Raw genomic sequence first — 15,129 nt, 5'->3', positions numbered from 1 at the left:
AGACGATGCTTTTCCTGGCGACCGAAGCTGCCGAGGGCGGCGAGGCCGTGGCCAACGCCGTGGTCGAGGCCACCTCGGGTGCGATCGCCGTCGCCTGGCTGATCCCCGTGCTGCCCCTGCTGGGCTTCGGGATCACCCTGGCGCTGAACAAGCCCCTGAAGGACAAGGTGGCCTGGATCCCGACCGCGGTCGCGGCGGTGACCTTCCTCCTGTCGATCGCGGTCTTCCTGCAGGTCCGCGCCGACCAGGCCGCCTACGTGGTGGACCTCGCGCCGTTCCTGGACGTGGGCGGGTTCACCGTCGACTGGGCGATCCTGGTCGACCAGCTGACCGCCGTGATGCTGCTGGTGGTCACCGGGGTCGGCACGCTCGTGCACGTCTACTCGTGGGGCTACATGCACGGCGACCCCCGGTTCGGGCGGTTCTTCGCCTACCTGAACCTGTTCATGGGGTCGATGTTGATCCTCGTGCTGGGCTCGTCACTGCTGGTCCTGTTCGTCGGCTGGGAGGGCGTCGGGCTGTCGTCGTACCTGCTGATCGGGTTCTGGTTCGAGGACAGCTCCAACGCCTCGGCCGCCAAGAAGGCCTTCATCACCAACCGGGTCGGCGACGTCGCGTTCATGATCGCGATGTTCTTCGCCTTCCAGCAGTTCGGCACGCTGGACTTCCTGTCGCCCGACGGCGGCGGGATCCTCCAGCAGGGCGACGTCCTGACGTCGGCCGGTGCGCTGGGCCTGGGCCTGTTGCTGCTCGGTGGTGCGGCCGCGAAGTCGGCCCAGCTGCCCCTGTACGTGTGGCTGCCCGACGCGATGGCCGGCCCGACCCCGGTCTCTGCCCTGATGCACGCCGCCACGATGGTGACGGCCGGGGTCTACCTCACCGTGCGCACGTCGGCGATCTACGTCCAGAGCCTCGACGCGATGACCGTGGTGGCCTGGATCGGTGCGCTCACGGCGCTCCTGGCCGCCCTGATCGCCCTGCGCCAGGACGACATCAAGAAGATCCTGGCCTACTCCACGGTGTCCCAGCTGGGCTACATGTTCGTCGCCGTCGGGGTCGGGGGCTTCGCGGAGTCGATCTTCCACCTCGTCACCCACGCCTTCTTCAAGGGGCTGCTGTTCCTGGCCGCGGGGTCGGTCATGCATGCCGTGGCCAACCAGACCGACGCCTGGCGGATGGGTGGCCTGCGAAAGTTCATGCCGATCACCTTCTGGACGTCGGCCATCGCCTGGCTGGCGATCTCGGGCATCCCGCCGTTCGCCGGGTTCTTCTCCAAGGACCAGATCCTGACGGTCGCCTACGACCACGGCTTCACCGCGATCTGGGCGATCGGGGTCCTCACCGCGGTGCTGACCGCCTTCTACATGACCCGCTGGTTCGCGCTCATCTTCCTGGGCGAGCCACGCTGGAAGGAAGGCCAGGAGGTGCCCGACGCCCACGGCCACGGGACGGTCGAGCTGCACCCGCACGAGTCGCCGGCATCGATGACCGGGCCGCTGGTCGTGCTCGGCGTGCTCTCGCTGGGCGCCGGCCCCGTCCTCAACTTCTCCCACCACGGCAACTTCTGGACCTGGCTGCAACCAGCCGTCGCCCCGATCGAGGGCCTGGACTTCGCGGCGCACGGGCCGTTGACCGAGCCGGTGCTGATCGTCATCTCGATCATCGCCGCGGTGCTCGGGATCGCCGGCGGGCTGGCCGTCTACGGACCGCGCCGTGACCTGTCGGCCGGCAAGATGGCCGAGCCGTTGCGTGGGCCGGTCGCGGAGTTGCTGGAACGCAAGTTCTTCGTCGACGAGGCCTACTCGGCGATCTTCACCGGCTTCGGGGGCTGGGTCGCCCGGCGCTCGGCCGACTTCGACCGCGTCGTCGTCGATGGCGCCGTCAACGGGCTCGGAAGCTCCAGTCGCGTGCTGGGCGACTGGGCCAGGCGGACCGAGACTGGGTTGGCCAGGGGCTACCTCGCCGCGTTCGTGCTCGGAGCCGTCGTGCTCGCCGCCGTCGTCATCGTGCAGGTGCGCTGATGGAGTTCCTCACCGACAACCTCGTCACCGTCACCCTGCTCGTGCCGCTGGTCGGCGCGATCGTGGTCGGCCTGCTGACCGAGAGCGACGACAGCGCCCGCTGGGTCGCGCTGGGGGCCAGCGTGCTCGCGCTGGTCAGCTCGCTGTGGCTCCTGGTCGGGTTCGACCCGGCCGCCGGCACCCAGGCGGTCGACTCGCTCGCGTGGATCCCGACGCTGGGGTCCAGCCTCACCCTGGGCGTCGACGGCATCTCGCTGGTGCTGGTGCTGCTGACCACGTTCCTGATGCCGCTGATCGTGGTGGCCGCGTGGGACCACGGCGACCGGATCAAGGGCTATCTGGCCGCCTTCCTCGCACTCGAGGCGGCGGTCATCGGCGTGTTCACCGCCCAGGACCTGCTGGTCTTCTACGTCTTCTTCGAGTTCACCCTCGTGCCGATGTACTTCATCATCGGGATCTGGGGTGGGGCGAACCGGCGCTACGCGGCGGTGAAGTTCTTCCTGTACACGCTGCTTGGCGGCCTGACCATGCTGGCCGCCATCCTGTACCTGTACACCGCCGGTGGCGCGACCTCGTTCGCCTACCCCGACCTGCTCCAGGCGGCGACGTCGCTCAGCCTGGTCGAGCAGCGCTGGCTGTTCCTGGCCTTCTTCGTCGGCTTCGCGGTCAAGGTGCCGTTGTTCCCGGTGCACACGTGGCTCCCGGATGCCCACACCGAGGCCCCGACCGCCGGGTCGGTGTTCCTGGCCGCGATCATGCTGAAGATGGGTGGCTACGGCTTCATCCGCTACTGCCTGACCCTGTTCCCCGACGCCAGCCGCGAGCTGTCGCTGGGCACCGGGAGCGGGTTCTTCGCCGTGCCCTGGATGCTGGTGCTGGCGGTGATCGGGATCCTGTACGGCGCCCTGGTCGCGCTGGTCCAGCCCGACATCAAGAAGCTCGTCGCCTACTCGTCGGTGTCGCACATGGGCTTCGTGGTGCTGGGCATCTTCGCACTCAACTCCACGGCGACGTCGGCCGGGGTCGTCCAGATGGTCAACCACGGCCTGTCCACCGGGGCCCTGTTCCTGCTGATCGGGTTCCTCTACGACCGTCGCCACACCCGCGAGATCAGTGCCTTCGGCGGACTCGCCAAGCAGGTGCCGGTGTATGCCGGGTTCTTCCTGCTGGTCGTGCTGTCGTCGCTGGCCCTGCCCGGGCTCAACGGCTTCGTCGGGGAGTTCCCGGTGCTGCTGGGCACCTTCCAGGAGGTCCCCTGGGCCGCCGTGCTCGGGTCCTTCGGTGCCGTCCTGGCCGCCCTGTACCTGCTGTGGGCCTACCAACGGATGTTCCACGGACCGCTGGTCGGCGCGGCCAACGAGTCCACCACGGACCTGACCGCCCGCGAGATCGGGGTCATGGTGCCACTCGTCGTGCTGATCGTGGCCATCGGGGTGTATCCGCAGCCGCTGTACGACCTGGTCGAGCCGGCGGTGGACACCGTCCTCGTCGGCGTGACCCAGTGAGGACCGACCGTGACTGACCTGACCCAGTTCCTCCCCGACATCGCCTGGTCGAGCGTGGCGCCCGAGATCGCCATGACGGTCGCGGTCGTGGTGCTGCTGCTCATGACCGTGGCCGGCCGTCGCCGGATGTGGGTCGCCACGCCGATGGGGCTGGCGATCGCCGGCGTGGGCGTCGCCCTGCTCGTGGTCGAGTCGACCTCCCCGGCCGACCCGTCCCTGCCCGGCCTGCTCGCGATCGTGGCCGGCGTGGCCCTGGTCGCACTGACCTTCGGGCTGGCCGGCGTCCCGCGGGCGCTGCACGCCTGGATCGCCGGCCTCGGTGCCGGCGCCGCCCTGGTGCTGACCGCCTGGCAGATCTTCGACGTCGCCTGGACCGGGAGCCTGTTCGCCGCCTCCACCACCATGGAGGGCTCGGTCGCGATGGACGGGCTGGCGATCTTCACCCGCATCACCGTGTACCTGTCCACCCTGCTCGTCCTGCCGATCGGCTTCGCCTACGTCCGCGACCGCAACATCCACCGGCCGGAGTTCGAGCCGCTGCTGTTGCTGTCGGCCGTGGGGATGGCACTGCTCGGTGCCGCGAACGACGTCATCACGCTGTTCATCGCGCTCGAGGTCCTGTCGATCGCGCTGTACGTGCTGACCGGCTCCGCCCGGCGGGACCGACGCTCGCAGGAGGCCGCGGTCAAGTACTTCGTGCTCGGCGCCGTCGCGTCGGCGATCCTGCTCTACGGCTTCGCCCTGTCCTACATCGCCACCGGCTCGCTCGAGCTGCCCGGCATCGCCCTGGGGATGGCCGACCCCGGTTCGCCGCTGCGCCTGCTGGCCGTGTCGATGGTGCTGGTGCTGGTCGGGGTCGGGTTCAAGGTCGCCCTGGTGCCGTTCCAGCTGTGGGTCCCCGACGTCTACGAGGGTGCCCCGACCAACGTCACGGCGTTCATGGGTGCGGCGACCAAGGCGGCCGGCTTCGCGGCGATGCTGCGGCTGTTCGTCGTCGCGTGGGCACCGCTGGCCGACCTGTGGGTCCCGATCGTGGCGGTGCTGGCCGGGCTGAGCATGGCCTACGGGGCCTGGGCGGCCCTGGTCCAGGACGACGTCAAGCGCCTGCTGGCCTACTCCGCGGTCGCCCACGCCGGCTACGCGACCATCGGCATCGTGTCGCTGTCCGACGCCGGGCTGTCCGCGACCATGTGGTACCTGTTCACCTACGCGATCACCTCGATCACCGCACTGGGCGGGATCATCGCCATCGAGCGGCGCAACCACCGGGCCGTGTCCATCAGCGACCTCAACGGGCTCGGCCGGACCTCCCCGGCGCTGGCCGCGGTGATGTCGCTGGCGTTGCTGTCGCTGGCCGGCATCCCGCCGACCCTCGGCTTCGAGGGCAAGCTGGGGGTCTTCACGGCCGGCATGCTGTCGGGCCTGACCTGGCTGGTCGTGCTCGGGGTCGTGACATCCGTGGTGTCGGCGTTCTACTACCTGCGGCTGATGGGTGCCATGTTCCTGACCGACCCGGCGCCGGACGCCCCCGTCCCGGCCTACAGCCACGGCTGGAACGCGGGCGTGACGGTCGCGGCCGGGTTGATCGTCTACCTCGGACTCCAGCCGTCGATCCTGCTGGACCTCGCCGAGCGTGCCGCCGTGCTGGCCCGCTGACGTGGCAGACCCCTCCACCGCCGGGCCCTCGGCGACCGTGGCGATCCCACCCTCGGTGCTGGACGAGCTCGAGGGTGCCGACATCGCGCTCGCGCCGATCCTCGACCGGGTCGAGGAGCTGCTGGCCGAGCAGGTCCGCTCCTCGGCCGCGTTCGTGGACACCACGGCCGGCTACCTGGTCGAGGCCGGTGGCAAGCGGTTCCGGCCGATGCTGGTCGCGCTGACCGCCCACCTGGGCGATCCCGGCGCCGCCGAGATCGTCCCGGCCGGCGTCATCGTCGAGCTGGTCCACCTCGCCACGCTCTACCACGACGACGTGATCGACGAGGCCCCGGCCCGCCGTGGCGTGCCCTCGGCCAACGCCCGGTGGGACAACACCGTCGCGATCCTGACCGGGGACTTCCTGTTCGCCCGGGCCGCCGAGCTGTCGGCCAACCTTGGCGTCGAGGTGACCCGGATCATGGGTCGGACCCTGGCCGAGCTGTGCGAGGGCCAGATCGCCGAGGTGCAGGGCTCGGCCGGTGCACTGCCACCCGACGTGCCCCGGGTCGACCCGACCGTGGACCACTACCTCGACGTGATCGCCGGCAAGACGTCCTCGCTCGTCGCAACGTCGTGTCGGTACGGAGCGCTGCTGTCGGGTTGCGCCCCGGAGGTGGTCGAGCTGGCCGCGTCCTACGGACGCCACGTCGGGATGGCCTTCCAGCTGTCCGACGACATCCTCGACGTCGCCAGTGACCACGAGGACTCGGGCAAGACCCCCGGCACGGACCTGCTCGAGGGCGTGCGCACCCTGCCGGTCGCCTACGCGCTCGAGGACGACCCGACCGGTCGCTTCGCGCAACTGGTCGGCGACGGCGCCGTCGACCCGGCCGACCTGGACGAGGCCCTGGGCCTGCTGCGTGGCTCCGACGCGATCGAGCGTGCGCGGGTCTCCGCCGCCTCCTACGTCGAGGCCGCCGAGGTCGACCTCGAGGCCATCGACGCCATGGTGGGACCCGACCGCGAGGCCGTCCTGGCCGCCATGGGCCTGGTCGCCTCCTACAGCCTCGAACGCGTGGGGTAGTCCAGCCGCGGCGTGCTCCGGCGTCACCTCCACACGTCGGTTGGGGAGTTCGGCCCCGCTGGGAGGGGTCAAGGCGACAACCGACGCGTGCCCTCGCTTCGCTCGGGCACGTTGGAGTTGCTCGGCTGGGGCCTCGCAACGTCCAGCGCCGCTCCGCCGGGGGCGTTCGGGTGGGTCAGAGGAGGTAGGCGTCGAGGTAGGGGTTGCGGAAGGTGTGTTCGGGGTCGAACTGTTCGGCCAGGGCGGCGAAGTCTGCGAGGCGGTCGTAGCGGTTGGCGAAGACCTCGCGGTGGACCGTGAACGCCTTGGCCCAGTGGGGGACGGCGCCGAACGGGGCCAGGGCGTCCTCGAGCACGGGGAGGAACGAGGCGAGCTGCTCGGGTCGACGGTGCCACGTGAAGTGCAGTGCGACCGTGGCGCGTCCGTTCGCGGGGCTGAGCCACAGGTCGTCGGCCGCGATCGTGCGGATCTCGCTGATCTGGAGCAGGTCGTCCAACTGCGGACCCAGCGCCCACAACGCCTCGAACGCGTCGACGGCGTCGGTGCGGGCCACGAAGTACTCGGACTGGACCTCGGCACCGGCGCTGGGCGTGAACCCCAGCCGGAAGTGCGGAAGGCGCTGGAACCAGGGGCCCGGGCGGCCGAGCTGGGGCGTGACCGCCTCGGTGGACAGGCCGGGGATCGGGTGGCGGTCCACGGGTGCCCGCGGGGCGCCGAACAGGTCCTCGGGGTCGTCGTCCGGGTCGCCCGTCGACTTCAGCCAGACCGTGTCGACGACCCGGTCCTGCCACCGGGTGAAGCAGCTCACGCTGTCGGCCGCGCCCGTGATCGCGTCGAGGTGGTCGGCCAGCACGTCGGCCGGGATGTGGTCGTAGACCCGCTGGTGCATCGTCTCGGCGGGCACCAGTGCCAGGTCCAGGGAGACCACGACGCCGAGCGCGCCCAGTGCGACCACGCACCCGGGGAACAGGTCCGGGTCGTCGGCGCGGGTGATCCGGCGGCGCTCGCCGTCGCCCGTCACCAGGTCGAGCCCCACCACGGCGGCCGACAGCGAGCGGTTGTCGTCGCCGGACCCGTGGGTTCCGGTGGCGGTCGCCCCGGCCACGCCGATGTGGGGCAGTGACGCGAGGTTGGGCAGGGCGAACCCCGCAGCGTCCACCACCTCCACCACGTCGCCGTAGGTCGCCCCGCCCCCGACGGTGACCGTCGCGGCGTCGGCGTCCACCTCCACGACGGGTGGCAGGCCGTCCAGGCTGACCTGGACCCCGTCGGTGTCGGCGACGTCGTTGAAGCTGTGCCGGCTGCCCAACGGGCGGACGCGTGGCGCCTCCGTCACCACGTCCTGCACCTCCTCGACGGACGTCGGCGTGGCCAGGCGGGGAGCGCGGTAGGTGTGGCTTCCGGCCCAGTTGCGTCGGACCGTCGCGCCGGCCGCACGCCCCGCCGTCGGCCGCGGAGCCGACAGCCCGCACCGGGGACAGGGTCGGGTGCCTCGGTCACCGACGAACGCGCCACAGTCGGGGCAGGTCTCGTCCAGCCAGCAGGTCGGGTCACCCATCGGTGGTCTCCCGGGTCGTGGTGCGGTCGGTGTCCAGCTCGTCGGCGAAACGTCGGGCGACGAGGCGGTGGAACGTGCCCGGCGCCACGCGCCAGAGCAGGCTGGCGGCGTGGGCGAACCGGTCGGGGAACATCCACCGGGTCCGGTCGGCCTCCGCCATCACGATCATGTCCGCCAGGTCGTCGACCTGCAGCGCCCGGCCGACAGAGGTGCGAGGTCGGGGCCGGCCGGCCTCGCGATCGTCCGCGGCGCCGTCTCCGCCCTCACCCCCCGGACCGATGGCCAGGTCGGGCATGACCGAGTCGAGGAAGCCGGGGTGGACGTCCAGGACGTTGACCCCACGGGCGGCGGCCTCGTGGCGCAGCACCTCCATGAACTGGGTCAGGGCGGCCTTGGACGCCCCGTAGGCCGCGCGGCCCGGGACCGGCATCCAGGCCGACATCGACGACAGGTTCACGATCGAGCCACGGGTGTCGGCCAGGTGGGGCAGCGCCAGCTGGGACAGTCGCATCGGGCCCTCCCAGTTGACGGCCATGATCCGCGCCATCAGGTCGGGGTCCGTGGTCGCCGCGGGCGAGCGGTGGGTGATCCCCGCACAGTTGACGAGCACGTCGAGGCGTCCGGTGCGATGGATCGCCGTGTCGACCAGGGCTGCGAGGTCCCCCGGTCGGGTCACGTCGCAGGTGACCCACGGGTGGCGGTCCTCGTCGAGGTCCGTCGGGCCGTCCGGGTCGACGAGGTCGGCTCGCACCACGACCGCCCGGTCCGCGGCGAACCTCCGTGCCAGGGCCGTGCCCAGGGCCCCGCCGGCGCCGGTGACGACCACGGTGCGGTCCGGGGCCGGCGTGGTCACGTGGCTTCCCCGGCGACGGCCCTCGTCGTCCCGGCGCGACGGTCGTGGCGGGCCCACAGCAACGCGATGGTGAGTCCGGCGACCAGGTGCCACACCCCCCACATGGCGGTGACCAGCACCACGTCGCCCAGCCCCGGCAGGAACGTGAACGCCAGCGCCAGGCCGAGGCCGGCGTTCTGGATCCCGACCTCCAGGGTGACGGCACGGCGGTCCGGCGGGGACAGCACCAGGGCCGTGCCGATGCCGAACCCGATCGCCAGCGCGGCGGCGTTGTGCAGCGCCACGACCGGGACCAGGGTGGTGACGGTGTCCAGGAACAGGTCGACGTTCTTGGCGAAGGCGAGGGCCACGATCACCAGGAACAGCACCAGCGTCAGGACCCGGGTGGGCCGGTCGCTGCGGGCGGCGAACTCCGGCCAGTGCTGCCGGACGAGCATCCCGGCCACGATCGGGACCAGCAGGACGACCACCACCAACAGCAGCACCTGCCACGGGTCGACCGCGATGTCGGTGAGGATGGCGCGGGTGTCGGTGTCGACGCTGCCCCAGAGGGCGAAGTTGAGCGGGGTGAGCACCGTGGCGGCGACCGACGAGATCGCCGTCATGGTGACCGACACGGCCACGCTCCCACGGGCCAGCCAGGTCATCACGTTGGAGTAGGTCCCCCCCGGGCAGCACGCGACCAGGATCATCCCCAGGCCGAGCTCCGGGGGGAGGTCGAAGGCCACGACCGCCGCCGTCGTCAGCGCCGGCAGCAGCACGAACTGCGCGAACAGCCCGGCGAAGGGGGCGCGGGGGATGGTGCGGACCCGTCGGAAGTCGTCGGGTGTCAGGCCCAGCGCCACCCCGAACATCATCAGCGCGATCGCCCCGTTGACCAGCCACAGGTCTGCCTGCGAGAACTCGATCGCGACGTTGCTCACCCGCCCACCTCCGTCGCCCGCCAGCGTAGAACGACGGCCATGACCAGCCCGGCTTCGCGTCGAGTGTCGGCTCGGTGCCCGCATGCGGGCAGGAACTCCCCAACCGACGGGGATTCGGTTCAGCGGGTGACGTCGCAGCCGGCGGTGGTGAGGTGGGCGGTCTCCGAGAAGCTGCGCAGTCGCAGCAGGTGCGCGCTGGCGATCGGGCGGGACTGCACCACGCTGATCGAGGCATGGGCGGACGAGAACCGCTCCCACTCCCACGGCTGTGGGCTGACTCCCAGCAGGTGGCCGACGACGACGGAGTTCGTGCCGGCGTGGGTGACCAGGCAGATGCGTTGGCGGTCGTCGTCCGGCACGTGCCACAGGTCCGGCTCGCCGGCGTCCTTGATCCCGTGCTCGGCGAGCTGGCCCTCCAGGCCGGTGGTGACCCGCTGGTGGAAGTCGCGGAACGACTCGCCGCCGTGGGGCGCGGTCGCCTCCCACCACCCCGCCCGGTCGCGGTCGCCCAGCGTGGCGAAGTGCTCGCGGACCTGTTCGACCGGGGCTTCGTCCCAGGCAGTGGGGAGCTGGATCTCCAGCGCCCAGTCGTGGGTGACCACCGAGACGTCGTGGTGGCCGACGATCGCCTCTGCGGTCTGCTGCGAGCGCGCGGCCGGCGAGACCCAGAACTCGTCGACCTCGAGGTCGGCCAACGCCAGCCCGACGGCCTCGGCCTGCGCCCGACCCAGCTCGGAGAGGTTCGGGTCGTTGTAGCCGATGCCGTCGACGACCCAGGCGGGCTGGGCGTGGCGGACGAGCACGAGTTCCATGCCCCGCACGGTATCCACCGGACCCGCAGGGCCCTGACCCGTCGGCGCCACCTTCCCCGCTCCACGTGCCGGCGGTGATGGCATGATGACGGGACCCGACCGGGAGCGCCGCGTGGGCGAGATCCGCATCGCCAGTGGAGTGGACGTGGCCGTCGCCCCCCAGCGGGCGTGGGACGTGGTGGCCGACTTCGCACGCAACCCGGAGTGGCAGGCCGGGATGCGATCCTGCACCTGGCTCACCCCACCGCCGGTCCGACCGGGGTCGCGATACCAGCAGGAGGCCCGGTTCCTGGGACGGCCGATCACCACGATGTTCGAGGTCGTGGCCCTGGACGAGCCCGGCGACGACGGACACGGCAGCATCACGATCTCCTCGATCGCGTCGACCTTCCCACTGGAGATCACCCGCACGGTCGCGCCGACGCCACGGGGGTGCCGGATCGGTGCGGACGTGGCCGGCCACCCCGACGGCTGGACGGCGTGGCTGGGCCCGCTGCTGGCCCGGATGGTGCAGCGCTCGGTCGACGGCGACTATCGCCGGCTGCGGTCGCTGCTGGAGGACGACCCGGACCCCGGCACGGCTTGACCACGGACGGGCCGGCGACGAGGCTGGCAGGGACCAGGAGGTGGGCATGGGCCAGCGGCCGGACGTGGTGGTGCGACGGGCGGAGCCGGGGGACGCACCGGCGCTCCACACGACGATGGCGTCGGCGGCGGTCTACCCCGGACTCATGCAGGTGCCCTACCCGTCGGTCGGGGAGTGGCGGGAGCGACTCGAGAACCCGCCGGAGGGATTCTGGCTGCTGGTGGCCTGCCACGGTGACCAGCACGGCGAGGTGGTCGGCAACATCGGGCTGGGGACCACGTCGCGACCCCGGGTCCGCCACGTGGGCTCGCTCGGGATGGCGGTGCGCGAGGACTGGCAGCGTCGGGGTGTGGGGACGGTGCTGGTCGAGGCCGCGGTGGGGCTGGCCGACGACTGGTTGCAGCTGACCCGCATCGAGCTCGAGGTGTTCGCCGACAACGCCGCGGCAATCGCGCTGTACCGCACGTTCGACTTCGAGGTGGAAGGCACCAAGCGCGGGGCGGTGTTCCGCGGTGGTGTCTACCACGACACCCTCGTCATGGCCCGGACCCATCCACGACTCGCCGCCGAGCTCGCCCAGCGCGATGCTCCCCCGGCCTGACCGAGCCGATCAGGCGTGGTCGGCCGCCCGGTCGTCGTCCCCCACGACCGCCTGGGCCGCCAGCGAGCGGACCAGCTGGTCGCGCTGCTCCAGCACCAGCCGGCGCAGTGCGGCCGCTCCGTCGGCGTGGTCGTCCAGCCAGGCGTCCACGGCCCGGACCGTCGGGTGGTCGGCCGGCGAGCGGCCCGGCCGGACGTCGCGCACCGGGGGGAACAGGCCGACGACCAGCCGTCGCGCCATCTCGATGCTGCGGGTCGTCCAGATCTCCTCGAGGCCGTCGAGGTAGGGCGCCTCGAACCGCTGGGTGAGTGCCTGGTGGTCGGGCCGTCCCCATCCGGACAGCACCGCCGCGAGCATGGCGTTGGGCAGGTCGACGTCGGTCACGGCGTCGGCCCAGGCAGCCTCCTTGGCCTCGACGGTCGGTCGGGCGGCAAGGGCGGTGGCATGGCGGCGACGGGTCAGGGCGCGGTCGTCGGCCGCCAGCTCGTCGTCCAGCCGGTCCCGCTCGACGGCGCCGGATGCCGCCAGCTCCACCAGTGCCGACCAGCGCAGCTCCGGGTCGATCACTACGCCACCGGGCACGCCACGTCCCTCGAGCAGCCCGAGCAGCCACGCGGGGTGGTCCGTGCCCAGCACGATCGCCAGGCGCAGCCACGCCAGCTGGACGTCGCCGCCGTCGGCCGCGGCCGCGGTCGTCGCGACGGCGGCCGCGTGCAGCTGGCTGCGGGCGGCGGCACGTCGGTCCGGCGGCAGGTGGTGCGTGAGGGCACGACAGGCCTGTCGATGCAGCGTCGCCAGGGAACCCGGGTGGTCCTCGGCCGGTCCGTGGTCGGCCACCACGTCCAGGAAATCGGTTGCCGGGAGGCGGGCGTCACGCACGGCGTTCCACAGCGCCGACCAGACGAGCGCGCGGGGCAGTGGCTCCGCCAGCGTCGACAGGTGCGTCCGGACGGTGGCCAGTGACGGCTCGTCGAGCAGCACCTTGGCGTAGGAGAGGTCGTCGTCGTTGGGCAGCACCAAGGCAGGGCGGGGACGTCCCCGGAGGTCGTCGAGCGCGACCGACCCGGCGGCCAGGTCGACCTCGGTGCGCGTCGTGCGGACCAGCCGGCCGTCCACGACGTCGTAGCCCCCGACCGCGACCCGGTGTGGCCGCAGGACGTCCTCGCCGGTGGCCGGGTCGGTCCCCTGCTGGAACAGGCGGGCATCGGTGACCAGCGTCCCGTCGTCGTCCAGGTCGACCCACAGCTCCGACACGCCGGCGGTCTCCAGCCAGGTCCGTGACCAGTCCGCGAGGTCGCGGCCGGAGGCACCCGCCAGGGCGGCCAGGAAGTCGCCCAGGGTCGTGTTGCCCCAGGCGTGGCGTGCGAAGTAGTCGTTGGCGCCCGCCAGGAACGCGTCGCGCCCGACCCACGCCACCAACTGCTTGAGGACGCTGGCGCCCTTGGAGTAGGTGATCCCGTCGAAGTTGAGCTTGGCGGCCTCGAGGTCGACGATGTCGGCGACGATCGGGTGGGTCGTGGGCAGCTGGTCGGCCCGGTACGCCCGGGCCTTGTCCGACGTGGCGAAGGTGGTCCACGCGTCGGTGAAGCGGGTCGCCCGGACGCTGGCCAGGACCGACATGTAGTCGGCGAAGGACTCCTTGAGCCACAGGTCGTCCCACCAGCGCATCGTCACCAGGTCGCCGAACCACATGTGGGCCATCTCGTGCAGGATCGTGCCGGCGCGACGTTCGCGCTCCGCCTCGGTCACCGCCGACTGGAAGACGTAGTTCTCGTTGAAGGTCACCAGTCCCGGGTTCTCCATCGCGCCGAGGTTGTACTCCGGCACGAACGCCTGGTCGTAGCGCCCGAACGGGTAGGCGACGTCGAACAGCTCGTGGAAGACGTCCAGTCCGGCCCGGGTGACCTCCAGGACCTCGTCGGCGTCGAGGTGCTCGGCCAGCGATGCCCGGCACAGCACCGCCAGCGGGACCTCCAGCGCATCATGTCGCTCGTCCGCGGCGCGGGTCCAGGTGTCGGTGACGACGTGGTAGGGCCCGGCCAGGACCGTGGTGATGTAGCTGGCGATCGGCTTCGTGGGGGCGAAGTCCCACCGGGTGGTGGCATCGCCGACGTCGGTGGGCGTGCCGGCGGTGTTGGACCGGACCTGCCAGCCGGTCGGCGCCAGGACGTCGAAGGTGAACGGCGCCCGGCAGTCGGGCTGCTCGAAACAGGCGAACACCCGTCGGGCGTCGGCCGGCTCGTACTGGGTGTAGCAGTAGGTGGCGTCGTCGACCGGGTCGACGAAGCGGTGCAGGCCCTCGCCACTGTGGCTGTAGGCGCAGTCGGCGACGACCACCACCTCGTTGACCCGGTCCGGTCCGGTCACGAGGCCGTCGAGGTGGAGCCGGGCCCCGTCGTGGCGTGCCGCCGGGTCCACCGGCGTGCCGTTCACGGACGCCTCGACCACCCGGGGCGCGACCAGGTCGAGCCAGGTCGAGTCGCCCGTGCTGGTGAACCGGATCGTCGTCGTGGACCGGAACGTCGCCCGGTCGGCGTCGGGGGCTCCGGAAAGGTCCAGCACGACGTCGATCGCGTGCAGGTCGACGGCCGCCGCGCGTGCGGCCGTCTCGTCGCGTCGGAGGTTCGCCGTGTCGGGCCGGCGCGGGACGGCGCCCGTGGCCGACGCCGTCTGGGCGGTCTCGGGGTCGCTCACGGGGACACCTTGGTCGCGGACGGACGAGGCTACGTCGCCCGGACCACGCCTAGCCTCGTCCGGGACCGGCCAGCAGTCCCGCGGGGCCGGGACGGCAGACGGACAGGAGTGGTGGTGGCGACGTCGTTCGCGGAACTGGTCGGCCCGGGGTGGGGCGAGGCCCTGGACCCGGTCGCGGACCGGATCGCGTCCATGGGGGACTGGCTGCGGGAGGAGCAGTCGGCCGGTCGCCGCTTCCTGCCGGCGGGCGAGGACGTGTTCGCCGCGCTGCGGATGCCCTTCGACGACGTCCGGGTGCTGATCGTGGGCCAGGATCCCTACCCGACGCCGGGCCACCCGATCGGGCTGTGCTTCGCGGCCGCCCCGGACGTGCGTCCGCTCCCGAAGTCGCTGGCCAACATCTTCACCGAGTACGTCGACGACCTCGGCCACGACCGGCCCGCCAACGGGGACCTGACCCCGTGGGTCGACCAGGGCGTGTGCCTGCTCAACCGGGTGCTGACCGTGCGGCCCGGCGCGTCGGCGTCACATCGTGGGAAGGGCTGGGAGGAGGTGACCGACGGCGTCATCGACGCACTGGTCGCCCGGGACCAGCCGCTGGTGGCGATCCTGTGGGGCCGCGACGCCCGCAACCTCGGCGCCCGGCTGGGATCGACCCCGCGGATCGAGTCCGCCCACCCCTCGCCCCTGTCCGCCCACCGTGGCTTCTTCGGCTCCAGGCCCTTCTCCCGCACCAACGAAGCCCTCTCGTCCCAGGACGCCGCCCCCATCGACTGGCGCCTCCCGGCGTAGGCCGCGGCCCGTGCGTCGAGTGTGCGCCTCGGGGCCACCGGCGGCCGTGATGCGCACACTCG

At 71.9% G+C, this 15,129-nt stretch carries 12 protein-coding genes; 7 read left to right on the top strand and 5 right to left on the bottom strand.

What is annotated here, in order from left to right; genetic code table 11:
* Positions 1–5: 5 nt before the first annotated feature.
* The 4 genes from nuoL to KR546_RS00905 are packed head-to-tail and all read left to right on the top strand — an operon-like array spanning position 6 to position 6,248.
* Entirely contained in the window at positions 6–2,021 is a 2,016-nt protein-coding gene (gene nuoL, locus KR546_RS00920) for an NADH-quinone oxidoreductase subunit L (protein WP_238442813.1), read from the top strand.
* On the top strand, positions 2,021–3,526 hold the full coding sequence (locus KR546_RS00915) for an NADH-quinone oxidoreductase subunit M (protein WP_238442812.1): 1,506 nt from the start codon (positions 2,021–2,023) through the stop codon (positions 3,524–3,526). Before nuoL ends, KR546_RS00915 begins: the two co-directional genes overlap by 1 nt.
* Before the next feature lie 9 nt (positions 3,527–3,535).
* Positions 3,536–5,182, top strand: a complete 1,647-nt coding sequence (locus KR546_RS00910) for an NADH-quinone oxidoreductase subunit N (RefSeq protein ID WP_238442811.1) — start codon at positions 3,536–3,538, stop codon at positions 5,180–5,182.
* A 1-nt stretch (position 5,183) separates the two neighbouring features.
* On the top strand, positions 5,184–6,248 hold the full coding sequence (locus tag KR546_RS00905) for a polyprenyl synthetase family protein (protein ID WP_238442810.1): 1,065 nt from the start codon (positions 5,184–5,186) through the stop codon (positions 6,246–6,248).
* 175 nt (positions 6,249–6,423) lie between these two features.
* Here the strand turns inward: KR546_RS00905 and KR546_RS00900 are convergent, their stop codons facing one another.
* The 4 genes from KR546_RS00900 to KR546_RS00885 all read right to left on the bottom strand — a co-directional run bounded on the left by KR546_RS00900 (position 6,424) and on the right by KR546_RS00885 (position 10,394).
* Positions 6,424–7,806, bottom strand: coding sequence for an FAD-binding protein (locus KR546_RS00900; protein ID WP_238442809.1), 1,383 nt, complete (start codon positions 7,804–7,806; stop codon positions 6,424–6,426).
* Positions 7,799–8,659, bottom strand: a complete 861-nt coding sequence (locus KR546_RS00895) for an SDR family NAD(P)-dependent oxidoreductase (RefSeq protein WP_238442808.1) — start codon at positions 8,657–8,659, stop codon at positions 7,799–7,801. The genes KR546_RS00900 and KR546_RS00895 overlap by 8 nt, the downstream gene beginning before the upstream one ends.
* Positions 8,656–9,582 carry a bile acid:sodium symporter family protein gene (locus KR546_RS00890; protein WP_238442807.1) on the bottom strand — a complete coding sequence of 309 codons (927 nt, stop codon included), beginning with the start codon at positions 9,580–9,582 and terminating at the stop codon, positions 8,656–8,658. Before KR546_RS00890 ends, KR546_RS00895 begins: the two co-directional genes overlap by 4 nt.
* A gap of 119 nt (positions 9,583–9,701) precedes the next feature.
* Positions 9,702–10,394 carry a histidine phosphatase family protein gene (locus KR546_RS00885; RefSeq protein WP_238442806.1) on the bottom strand — a complete coding sequence of 231 codons (693 nt, stop codon included), beginning with the start codon at positions 10,392–10,394 and terminating at the stop codon, positions 9,702–9,704.
* A gap of 82 nt (positions 10,395–10,476) precedes the next feature.
* Here KR546_RS00885 and KR546_RS00880 point away from each other — a divergent pair, with 82 nt between their 5' ends.
* A complete protein-coding gene (locus tag KR546_RS00880) occupies positions 10,477–10,980 on the top strand; it encodes an SRPBCC family protein (RefSeq protein ID WP_238442805.1) in 504 nt (167 codons plus the stop codon).
* A 46-nt stretch (positions 10,981–11,026) separates the two neighbouring features.
* Positions 11,027–11,581 carry a GNAT family N-acetyltransferase gene (locus KR546_RS00875; RefSeq protein ID WP_238442804.1) on the top strand — a complete coding sequence of 185 codons (555 nt, stop codon included), beginning with the start codon at positions 11,027–11,029 and terminating at the stop codon, positions 11,579–11,581.
* A gap of 9 nt (positions 11,582–11,590) precedes the next feature.
* On the opposite strand, the gene pepN is transcribed toward KR546_RS00875, so the two are convergent.
* A complete protein-coding gene (gene pepN, locus KR546_RS00870; RefSeq protein ID WP_238442803.1) occupies positions 11,591–14,275 on the bottom strand; it encodes an aminopeptidase N in 2,685 nt (894 codons plus the stop codon).
* Positions 14,276–14,389: 114 nt separating this feature from the next.
* Here pepN and KR546_RS00865 point away from each other — a divergent pair, with 114 nt between their 5' ends.
* Positions 14,390–15,067: a uracil-DNA glycosylase gene (locus KR546_RS00865; protein WP_238442802.1), complete on the top strand. Its 678-nt coding sequence runs from the start codon at positions 14,390–14,392 to the stop codon at positions 15,065–15,067.
* The last annotated feature ends 62 nt before the right edge of the window (positions 15,068–15,129 follow it).

The sequence above is a fragment of the Salsipaludibacter albus genome (assembly GCF_019798055.1).
GTDB classification, from domain to species: domain Bacteria; phylum Actinomycetota; class Nitriliruptoria; order Nitriliruptorales; family Nitriliruptoraceae; genus Salsipaludibacter; species Salsipaludibacter albus.
Note: the sequence above shows the minus strand (reverse complement) of the source record. Positions and strands in the feature narration are given on the sequence as shown.

Excerpts from the sequence above, each read along its gene's own strand:
- nuoL (WP_238442813.1), top strand. The coding sequence starts at position 6 with ATGCTTTTCCTGGCGACCGAAGCTGCCGAGGGCGGCGAGGCCGTGGCC.
- KR546_RS00915 (WP_238442812.1), top strand. The coding sequence starts at position 2,021 with ATGGAGTTCCTCACCGACAACCTCGTCACCGTCACCCTGCTCGTGCCG.
- KR546_RS00900 (WP_238442809.1), bottom strand. The coding sequence starts at position 7,806 with ATGGGTGACCCGACCTGCTGGCTGGACGAGACCTGCCCCGACTGTGGC.
- KR546_RS00885 (WP_238442806.1), bottom strand. The coding sequence starts at position 10,394 with ATGGAACTCGTGCTCGTCCGCCACGCCCAGCCCGCCTGGGTCGTCGAC.
- KR546_RS00880 (WP_238442805.1), top strand. The coding sequence starts at position 10,477 with ATGATGACGGGACCCGACCGGGAGCGCCGCGTGGGCGAGATCCGCATC.
- KR546_RS00875 (WP_238442804.1), top strand. The coding sequence starts at position 11,027 with ATGGGCCAGCGGCCGGACGTGGTGGTGCGACGGGCGGAGCCGGGGGAC.